7 protein-coding genes are annotated in these 9,749 nt (G+C 74.5%); 1 reads left to right on the top strand and 6 read right to left on the bottom strand.

What is annotated here, in order from left to right; translation table 11 throughout:
- A partial coding sequence (locus VF825_RS15895; protein WP_331115076.1) for a universal stress protein occupies nt 1–1,159 on the top strand: 1,159 nt, incomplete at its 5' end.
- 13 nt (nt 1,160–1,172) lie between these two features.
- Here the strand turns inward: VF825_RS15895 and VF825_RS15890 are convergent.
- The 6 genes from VF825_RS15890 to VF825_RS15865 all read right to left on the bottom strand — a co-directional run.
- Entirely contained in the window at nt 1,173–2,114 is a 942-nt protein-coding gene (locus VF825_RS15890; protein WP_331115073.1) for an alpha/beta hydrolase, read from the bottom strand.
- A gap of 107 nt (nt 2,115–2,221) precedes the next feature.
- A complete protein-coding gene (locus VF825_RS15885; protein ID WP_331115071.1) occupies nt 2,222–4,825 on the bottom strand; it encodes a hypothetical protein in 2,604 nt (867 codons plus the stop codon).
- Between the two features lie 143 nt (nt 4,826–4,968).
- Nucleotides 4,969–5,601: a class I SAM-dependent methyltransferase gene (locus VF825_RS15880; protein WP_331115069.1), complete on the bottom strand. Its 633-nt coding sequence runs from the start codon at nt 5,599–5,601 to the stop codon at nt 4,969–4,971.
- A gap of 51 nt (nt 5,602–5,652) precedes the next feature.
- Nucleotides 5,653–6,792: an FAD-dependent oxidoreductase gene (locus tag VF825_RS15875; RefSeq protein WP_331115067.1), complete on the bottom strand. Its 1,140-nt coding sequence runs from the start codon at nt 6,790–6,792 to the stop codon at nt 5,653–5,655.
- Nucleotides 6,793–6,802: 10 nt separating this feature from the next.
- The gene (locus tag VF825_RS15870; RefSeq protein WP_331115065.1) at nt 6,803–8,785 is read right to left on the bottom strand and encodes a hypothetical protein; all 1,983 of its coding nucleotides are present in this window, start codon (nt 8,783–8,785) and stop codon (nt 6,803–6,805) included.
- 5 nt (nt 8,786–8,790) lie between these two features.
- Nucleotides 8,791–9,749 (bottom strand): sigma 54-interacting transcriptional regulator (locus tag VF825_RS15865; RefSeq protein ID WP_331115063.1); only part of this gene is annotated, 959 nt, incomplete at its 5' end.

The following is a 9,749-nucleotide window of genomic DNA, read 5'->3' as shown; positions in this document are numbered from 1 at the left end:
GAGGGGCGAAGGCCCCTACTGCGAGGCCGCGGTGCACGGTGAGGCTGGGAGGGCGGTGGCCCTGGACCGGGCACCCGCCGGGAGGTGCGGCATGGACACGGACGAGACCGGGCAGAGCCCGAGGGCAGAGACCACGCGGGGGGCGACCTCCGCCTTGGTGCTGCCGGAGCACGAGCACACACGGCTGTGCGGCGCACCCGATCGGGTCGTCGTCGGGGTCGACGACACGACCCTCTCCAGGGAGGCCCTGCGGTGGGCGGCGCGAGAGGCGGTGTGGCACACCTCGCACCTGCATGTCGTCCACGCCTCCGAGGCGGACGAGGCGCAGGCCGAGGCGGTCGTGCGCGCGATGCTGGACGAGGTCTTCCAGCAGGTGCACGTCCCTCCCGAGCTGGAGCTGGACCGTGCCCCAGCGGGTCCGCCGGTGGTCGAGGTCGAGTACCTGCGCGCCCGCTCGCGGGCCCCGGAGGCCCTGGTGGCCGCCTCCCACGGCGCGGCCGTGCTGGTGGTCGGCGCGCACCCCACCAGCAGCTTCGCGCAGCTCGTGACCTCCGTTTCCCACCGTGCGGCCGCGTTCGCCACCTGTCCGGTCGCCTTCGTGCGCCAGGGGCAGTACCAGGACCCGCCGGCCCATGCCCGGGTCGGGGTCGGGGTAGATGACAGCCAGACCGCCCGCGATGCCCTGCGGTGGGCGGCGCGGGAGGTGTCGTTGCGCCGGCAGCAGACGGGACAGGACTGGCGGCTGGAGGTGCTGCACGCGGCCCCGGCGGAGCAGAAGTTCCTCCTCGTCCACCCCGCCCCGGGAGGACAGGCCACGGAGCGGATGACCCCGCCCGAGCAGCTGCTGGACTACCTGCGCGCCGAGGTCCTGACCGATGAGGACCTGCCCGTCGAGTACACGATCACCTACGCGAGTCCCGCCGGCGCCCTGGTCGAGGCGGCAACGGGGGCCGACCTGCTCGTCATCGGGTCCTCCGGCCGCGGCATCTTCAGCGACGTCCTGCGGCCCTCCGTCGCCAGGGACGTCGTCGACCGTGCCCCGTGCCCGCTCGTCGTCGCGGCCTCCACCCCGGAGGACCGGTCCGCCCGGGTCCGTGAGGCGACGGTCGCCGAAGAACGCGCGTCGGTCACCGGGTCAGGCCCGTCCGCACCGTCCTGAGCGGGCGGGCCGGTCAGCGCGAGGTGTCCTCCTCCTCGGCTTCTCCGGCGGCGATCAGCGCGCGCCACGCGGCGCGGTCGAGCGCCGCGGCCTCGGTGGTCTGCAGGAAGTCCACCACCGTCCGGACGAAGCGGGCCGGTTCGTCCTGGTGCGGGAAGTGACCGGACTTCTCGAAGACCTCGAGCGTGCTCCCGGGCAGCGCCGCGTGCGCGGCCCGGGCGTGCGCGACGGGGATGAGCGTGTCCCCGGCACCCCAGACGATCAACGTGGGCCGCCCCTGGGCGAGGTACAGACGGTCGGTGGCGCTGACACGCTGCCCGCCCGGACCCACCACGCTCCTCAGGGTGTGCACGAACGCCGAACGGGCCGGGAGGTCCGCCAGCGAGGCGTAGCCCCGAGCGGCCTCGACCATCGAGGGCTGGAGCCTGATCGGCAGGCGTTCCAGCAGCCGGGACACGGCCGCGCCGGCGTCGCGCACCCGTCGGTGGGCGATCACCGGGAGGACCAGCTCCGCCCCGGGCAGCGTGGCGGCCCGGAGGGCGAGGCTGACCTCCCGCCCGAGGCCACCGCTGGACACCAGGACCATCCGGTCGCAGTGCTCGTAGTACTGGTAGGCGAACTGCATCGCCACACCGCCGCCGAGCGAGTGCCCGACCACCGAGGCACGGTCGTGGCCCAGCCGCAGGAGCAGGTCACGGAGCACGCTGGCGAGAGCGCCCAGGGAGTAGTCGGCCGCCGGCTTGTCCGAGTCGCCGTGGCCGAGCAGGTCGGGCGCGATCACGTGGGCGTGCTCGGCGAGCTCGGGGATGACCGGCTCCCACGTCGCGCTGCTGCTGGTGATCCCGTGCACCAGCAGCAGCACAGGAAGACCGGGGTCACCGGCCTCGCGGTAGCTGATCCGGTGACCGTGCAGGCTCACCGCTGCGGTGCGCATCTTGGCCTCCGGCCGGGTCACGTCCCAAGGATCCGACAGCCCGACAGGCGTGTCCAGAAGCGGACCGGCGCCCCGGACCGTGGCGGACGGGCCACCCGTGACCCGGAGCCGGGTCACGGGTGGTCGCGTCAGGCCGTGACCGTCAGCGTGTGGTGCCCGGCCGAGGTGGTGATGGTCACCTCGGTGCCGCGGTTCGTGGTGGTCACGGTGTAGTCGTGGACGACCCGGCCGTCGAGCGTGACCGACGTCGGCGTCGTGCCGCGGGGCAGGGTGTGCCCGATGACCACGGTGTCCGCGCCGACGCCCCGGCCGACGGTGACCACGGTCCGGTAGGTGCTGCCGGTGTGGCTGGCCAGGACGTCGGCCGTGCCGCCGCCGAGGCGGATGTCGCGCCCCGCGACCGACGGCTGCCCGGCGGGCACCTGGGGGACGATCGCGAGCCGGCCCTCACCGAGGTCGGGGCGCACCCCGAGCCACTGGTGGACGACCGCCCACGCGGTGCCGTAGTTGCCCCAGGCCTGCATGAACATGGAGCGGCAGGTCCAGCAGCGGTCGATGTTCGCGCCCTGGTCGGGGGAGGGGAAGATCTCCGGCATCGCGCCCGGCTGCTCGTCCGGGGTGCCACCGGTGGCGGGCTCGGCGAACATCGGCTCGGCCAGCGCGTGGGTGTAGCGGCCCTGCTGGTCCGCGCCGAGGCGGCCGTAGTTGCCCTCACCCACGGACTGGATCGAGGTGGTCAGGCCGAAGATCACCTTCTCGCCCTGGCCGTTGGCGCCACCGCCGCAGCCGGTGTGGAACAGCCCCGGGTTGAGCGGGGCCGTGCCGCTGAAGCAGTCGTTCTCCCGGCCCGCCAGGGCGGTGGTGCCGTGCTCGTACGGCGCGAGCCCCGGCTGCGCCTGACCGCCCGGGGCCAGCTCCACCTCCATGGGCGTCTGGCCGATCCAGTGCTTCTGGAACGACTGGACGTTGCCCGGGTCGGTGAGGGAGTCGGCATACTGGCCGGCTGCCTGGTCCCACCAGGTGGGGTCGAAGCGCTGCTGGAGCTGGCTGCCGAGGTCGCCGGCCCACGTCGCGGTGGCCGTGTCGCCCTTGGAGCGCGCCATGTCGGCCAGGTCGAGCAGGCCGCGGATGAGGTAGACGGTGTTGTCGAGCTTCTCCGCGCCCATGCCGCTGCGCTCGACGTTGCCCAGGCCCTCGGGCCAGCCGTCGTGGTCGGCGTCCAGCTGCGAGACCACGTAGTGCAGGTTGCGCTGCGTGAAGTCGTACATCTCGTCGCGGAAGCCGTTGTCGCCGGTCCAGCGCCACAGCAGCGCCACCGCGCTGGGGAACTTCACCGTCTCGTCCGTGTTGAAGTCGTAGGACGTGGTGCCGTCGGGGTTGGTGTGCCGCGAGTCGTGGCCGAACCACGTCGAGCCGTCGGCGACCGTCTCGTGGGCGACCACGCCGGAGCGGTGGTTGAGGATGTCGGAGATGTCGCGCAGGGCGCGCAGGTGGGCCTTGATCGCCTCGAACTGCCCGACCGAGACCGCGGCGAAGGAGGTGTACTCCGCGTCGGTGCCGAAGATCCACGGGTAGTCCGGGTAGCCCGCCCCGATCCACGTCGCCTCGGGGACCGTGCCCAGCGGTGCCGGGAACTGCTTGCCCTGGTCGGTCCAGCGGATCTGCAGGTCCTTGGCGCTGAGGGTGAGGTCGGCGAGGTTCTGCTTGCCCCAGTCGACGGCCTGCTGCACCAGCGGGTCGCCCGGCAGCGACAGCTTCGTGCGGTTGGCCAGCACGTCACGGGCGTGGACCTTGGCGGCCAGCTGGGCGTCGGGGGCCTTGAGCAGCCCCGCGAGCTCCTGCTGCGCCGCGGCCTGGCCCTGGTCGGAGCCGGCGACGCCCAGCCAGACGGTGGTGGACCCGCCGGCCGGCAACGACAGCCGCCAGGTCAGCTCGCCGCCGGTGCCGTGGCCGAACGGCCCGTCGTCGCAGGCGGACGGCTTGGGGTCGGCCGGCGCGCCCGGCTCGGTGCCGGTGCAGCGGTGGCCCGGCTGGGGACCCCAGTACTGCGACCCGATCGCGCCGGACTGCGGCTGCTGGGCGGTCCCGACGACCGCCGCGTAGTGGTGCTCGGGGGCACCGGGCAGGGCGCCGTCGTCGGTGAAGACGAGGTGCTTGCCGTCATACCGGCCCTGGTCGGGCAGGTTGTCGCTGGCGTTCGGCGTGACCCCGCTGAAACCCCACGGGTACTGCCCCATGAGCTCGGAGTGGGCGTCCACCTTGAGTGTGGTGGTCCGGGCCGCGCCGGGGTTGGTGATGGTCAGGCCGAACAGCGCGCCGCGCCGCCCGTCCGGCACCACGTCGGTGCGCCGCACCTGCAGGCCGGCGGTCTGCGGCAGGTCGTAGCGGGTGTAGCCGCGCCCGCTGGTGAACTTCGTCGCCGGGCCGACCCACTGGTCGTCCAGGCCGAACCACACGCCGTCGAGCAGCTTGACCGGCGGCGTCCAGATGCCGCCCATCTCGCCGGTGATGTGCCAGCCGTTGGCGTAGAACCGGCCGTCCTCGAACCCGAGGGAGTAGGCCCGCGTGCCGGCCGCGACCTCCCGGCGATCCTGCAGCCGGGTGGTCGTCGACACCTCACGGCCCGGCCCCGGGTCACCGGGTGGCGCGGCGGAGGCGGGTGCCTGGGTCAGGCCGGCCAGCGCGGGGACGAGCGCGGTGAGCGTCAGGGCGACGAGGACTCTGCGGGACATGGGGGCCTCCGGGCATCGGTCCGGCTCATCACCCCTGGCAGGAGACCCCGGCAGTCGGGGAGACCGACCCGGTCTGTGCCGGTTCGTCCTGTTTGTGTCCGGGACGTTACTCCTGCCTCACCTGCCCCACCACCGGAGCACGGTCAGCCCCGTCTCGCCCGCCCGATGACGTGCGCGGTCGGCGGCACCAGGCTGCCGGGGCTGTAGCCGAACCGCTCCAGCGCCTCCACGGCGAAGCCCGCCTCGGCGACCGCCCGAGCCGTGTCCCGGTTGGGATGGCAGCCGCCGGCGAGCCGGCGCCACAGCGGGGTGGCGAGGTCCTCGAGGGCACCGACGAGCGCATGGGAGGAACGCACGTGCTCGTAGAACGCCAGCACCCCGCCCGGCCGCAGCACCCGGCGGGCCTCGGCCAGCACCGCCGGCTGGCTCTCGACCGAGCAGAGCATGAGCGAGGCCACGACCGCGTCGCAGCTGCCGTCGGCCAGGGGCAGCGCCGCGGCGTCGGCCGACACGACCGCGACCGGGACGGCCGCGGACCGGGCCAGGCGGGCGGCCTCGACCCGCAGGATGGGCTCCGGCTCGATCGCGACCACGCGGGTCACCGAGGTGGGGTAGCGCGCGAAGTTCAGGCCCTGCCCCGCGCCGAGCTCGCAGACCACCCCGGCCAGACCCGCCAGCAGCCGGTCGCGGTGCTCGCCGACGCCGCGCAGGTCCGCCTGCGGCGCCAGGCGCAGGTAGGCCCGTGCGAACCGCGGGTTCTCCAGGCGCTTGACCATGCCCTCGACCCTAGGACGGGACGCCGCGCGACACAGGTGGTTCGCGAGGACTCAACGGCCGAGCACGTGGGGACCGGACGGCATACCGGCGGCGAAGCGGGCCAGGCCGAACGACGCGACGTCCGCGTCCGGGGTCCGGCCCTCGGCCAGGTCCGCGAGGACGAGGCCCATCAGGGCCGAGAACTTGAAGCCCTCCCCCGAGTCGCCACAGGCCAGCACCACCCCACCGGGCAGGGTGTCGAGGACGAACCGGCCGTCCGGGGAGTCGGTCCAGCAGCACACCTGGGCGTCGATGACCTCGCGCCCCACGCCCGTCAGCGTCCGCCCGACCCGCTGCGCCGTATATGCCGTGAGCGCGGCGTCCGGGGTGCGGTCACGGTCCGCGAGGGTCCAGTCCCGCAGCGGACGGTCCAGGCCGACCTTGAAGCCGACGCCGGGGGTCGGCATGGAGTACAGCCCCGGCTCCTGCCCCCGCGGCCCGTCGAAGAGGCACGGGTGGTCGTCGTGGGCGTGCGGGTCCGAGGCCACCCCGAGGTGCACCACCTGCTCCAGGTGCGGACGCAGCGGCAGGTCGACGCCGAGCCCGCGGAGCAGGTCGCCGGCGCCGGGGCCCGGGGCGAGGACGACGACGTCCGCGTCCAGGGCCGAACCGTCGTCCAGGGTCACCCGTGGCCCGGTCGGGCGGGTCTCCACGGACACCACCGTGCCGCCGACCCGCAGCGTGCCGCCGGCGGCCTCGAACAGCCCGGCCTGGGCCGCCATCGACGCGGCCGCGAGCACCGGACCGGCCTCCTCCTGCCACACCGCCTCGCGGCCGTCGGGCACCAGCCCGGGCACCACCCGCGACACCTCGTCGGCGGGGACGACCTCGTGCGGCACGCCCTCGGCCTCCAGCGCGCCGACGACCGCCGGCAACGAGACGTCGTCGCGCCACAGCAGGCCGCGGCGCAGGAACACGGTCGTCCCGCTGCGCGAGGCCAGGCGCTCCATCGCCTCGACGCTGCGCCGCGCCAGGCGCACGCGCACCGCGTCGGGGTGGGTCAGCCGCCACAGCCGGGTCGGCCCCGGCGAGGACGAAAGTGGGTTGGCCACGCCGAACCGGTCCACGAGCGTGACCTCGTGCCCGCGCGCGGCCAGCTCGGCCGCCGCAGGCAGCCCCCAGGCCCCTGCACCCACCACGACGCACCGCATGCGCGGCACCCTAGGCCGAGCGGCGACCCCGGCGCGCGCGCAGGTAGTCGGCCACGACGTACTCCCCGAGCCGGGAGACGTCGGGGGTGAACACGCGCCCGGCCGCCCGCCGCGCGACCGCGTCGACGAAGCGCGCCAGGCCGGGGTCCTCGCCGAGCATGAACACGTTGAGCGTCGCGCCGTAGCGGGCCAGCTCGTCCACCTGCGCGACGGTCGCACGCAGGGTCGCGCTCGTGGGCGGCCACATGAACTCCGGTATGCCGTCCGGCCCCAGGTGCGCGGTCGGCTCGCCGTCGGTGACCACCAGGACGACCGGCTCGGCGTCGGGGTGCCGGCGCACGTGCCGCAGGGCGAGCATGAGCGCGTGCTGCAGGTTCGTGCCCTGCACCCACTCCGGCTCCACCTCGGCGAGCTGCACCGGCGAGAGCCGCCGCGCGGCGATGTTGAACCCGATGACCTGCAGGGCGTCCTGGCGGAACCGCGTCTCGACCAGGTGCGACAGGGCCAGGGCGGTCTGCTTCATCGGGCCCCAGCGCCCCTCCTGCACCATCGAGAAGGACAGGTCCACGCACAGCGCCACCGCCGCGGTGGTCCGCCGTTCGGTCTCGATGACCTCGAAGTCCTCCACCTCCAGCCGCACCCCACCGGGGCGGATCCCGCCGCGGCGCAGCGCGTTGCCGACGGTCCGGGCGGCGTCGATCGGCAGCTCGTCGCCGAAGACCCACGGCCGGGTCAGCCCGGTCGGCTCGTCGGCCTGACCGGTGCGCTGCTCGTCGTGGTCGCCGCGGGCGGCGGCGTCGAGGTGGGAGAAGACCCGGCGCAGGGCGGTCTCACCCAGCCGGCGGACGGCCCGTGGAGTCAGCCGCAGCCCGTCCTCACCTTGGGTGAGGTAGCCCTGGCGCTCGAGCTCGCGCTCCAGCTGGCGCAGGGCCTGGACGTCCGCCGCCGCGGCCGAGCCGAGCCGGCGTTCCAGCGTCTCGACGTCGACGTCGTCCAGGGTCGACCCGGCGTAGCCCTGGGACAGCTGGCGCTCCAGCGACTCCAGGTCGGCCAGCTCCGAGACCGCCTCCACGGCCTCGCTGTAGCCCAGCGACGGGCCACCGGGCTGCATCCCGACCGGGCGGCCGCGCTCCAGTCCGGGCCGGAGCGCCCGAAGGTTGTCCGAGAGCTGGCTCATCTGCGAGGCCAGGTCGGGGTCGGCCAGGGCCTCGCTCATGAGCTGGGCCAGCTGCTCGCGCTGCTCCGGCGAGAGCGAGGCCATCATCCGCTGGGCGGCGGCCTGCCGTCGGGCGAGGGCGTCGATGAGCTCGTCCACGTCCTGCGGGTCCTCGGGGAAGAACTCACCGTGCCGGTCCATGAACGCCCTGAACTGGTCGGTGGTGTCCTCGCCGCGGGCGTGGGCGGCCAACAGGGCGTTGAGGTCGGCCAGCATGTCCTTGACCCGCTGCATCGTCTCCGGGTCGCCGCCGGAGAGGGCCTGCTTCAGCCCGGCGAACTGGGCGTCGAGCACCTCGCGGCGCAGCATGTCCTTGATCGACTCGTAGGTCTGCCGGGCCTGCGGGGAGTGCCACTGGTAGTCCGAAAGCGCCCGCACCGCCCCCGCCGTGTCGTCCGGCAGCGTGGCCAGCTCCATCTCGGCCATCCGGGCGGCGTCGGTGGGCTCGGCGGCCAGCTGGTCGCGCTCCTCGGCCAGCGCCTGGTCCAGCGCGGCGCGCACCTGGTCCAGCGTCCCGGCGAGGTCGCCCCGGCGGCGGGCGGACTCGCGCATCCGCCGGATCCGCTCGCGCAGCTCGTCCAGGCCTTGCCGCCCGGACAGCCCGCGGCGCAGCAGGTCCTGCAGCGCCTCGCGGACCCCGCCGCCGGCCAGCACCTCCCGGCCGATGGCGTCCACGGCCGACCGCACGTCGTACGGCGGGGCGAGCGGGTCCGGGCCACCACGCCACGGGCCGTAGCGGAACCGGCCGTGCGGGCTGTCGTGGGGCTGGGCGGCCATGGGTCTCAGGCCCCGTAGACCGTGCGACCGGCGACGGTGTCCTTGTCGATGCGCCGCGTCAGGTGCAGCCCCTCGAGGACGAACTCCACCGCGGCCGCGGTCTCCCCGACGCCGGCGTCGTCGCCGTGGCCGAGCCGGTCGAGCACCTTGGACAGTCCGGGGACGGTCCCGAGCTGGCCCAGTAGCTCGGCGGCCGGCACCAGCTCGCCGGTCTCGACGACCGACCCGTCCTCGAACAGGGCGGTGAAGCCGGTCAGGTCCAGGCCGGCGAGCCGCGAGCGGAACGTCTCGGCGACGGCCACCCGCAGCAGGTGGTCGAGCACGTCGCGCTCGCGGCCCTCCTCGCCCATCTCGAACTCGACCTTGCCCAGCAGGGTGGGCACCACGCCCGGCACGTCGCAGACCCGGGCCACGACGGCGTCGTCCCCGGTGCGGGCGGACCGGCGCAGCGCCGAGGCCGAGACCGCCTCGGTGGCGGCGATGGAGAACCGGGCCGAGACGCCGGAGCGCTGGTCGACCGAGGCGGACTCGCGCAGCCCGCGGGTGAACCGGGCCACCACCTCAACCAGGTGCTCCGGGACGGTCGCCACGACCGCGGACTCCTGAGCAATGAGCTCGACCTCGTCGGCGACCTCGAGCTGGTAGTGCGTGCGGATCTCGGCGCCGAACCGGTCCTTGAGCGGGGTGATGATCCTGCCGCGGTTGGTGTAGTCCTCGGGGTTGGCGGTGGCCACGAGCAGCAGGTCCAGCGGCAGCCGCAGCGAGTAGCCGCGCACCTGGATGTCACGCTCCTCCAGCACGTTGAACAGCGCGACCTGGATGCGCTCGGCCAGGTCGGGCAGCTCGTTGAGGCCGAACACGCCGCGGTTGGTGCGCGGCACCAGCCCGTAGTGCACCGTCTCGGGGTCGCCGAGGGTGCGGCCCTCGGCCACCTTGACCGGGTCGACGTCACCGATGAGGTCGC

Source organism: Oryzihumus sp., from assembly GCF_036391795.1.
In the GTDB taxonomy this organism is placed as follows: Bacteria; Actinomycetota; Actinomycetes; order Actinomycetales; family Dermatophilaceae; genus Oryzihumus.
Note: the sequence above shows the minus strand (reverse complement) of the source record. Positions and strands in the feature narration are given on the sequence as shown.

Bases quoted from the DNA above. Each gene is read 5' to 3' on its own strand.
- VF825_RS15885 (WP_331115071.1), bottom strand. From the start codon at position 4,825: ATGTCCCGCAGAGTCCTCGTCGCCCTGACGCTCACCGCGCTCGTCCCC.
- VF825_RS15880 (WP_331115069.1), bottom strand. From the start codon at position 5,601: ATGGTCAAGCGCCTGGAGAACCCGCGGTTCGCACGGGCCTACCTGCGC.
- VF825_RS15875 (WP_331115067.1), bottom strand. From the start codon at position 6,792: ATGCGGTGCGTCGTGGTGGGTGCAGGGGCCTGGGGGCTGCCTGCGGCG.
- VF825_RS15870 (WP_331115065.1), bottom strand. From the start codon at position 8,785: ATGGCCGCCCAGCCCCACGACAGCCCGCACGGCCGGTTCCGCTACGGC.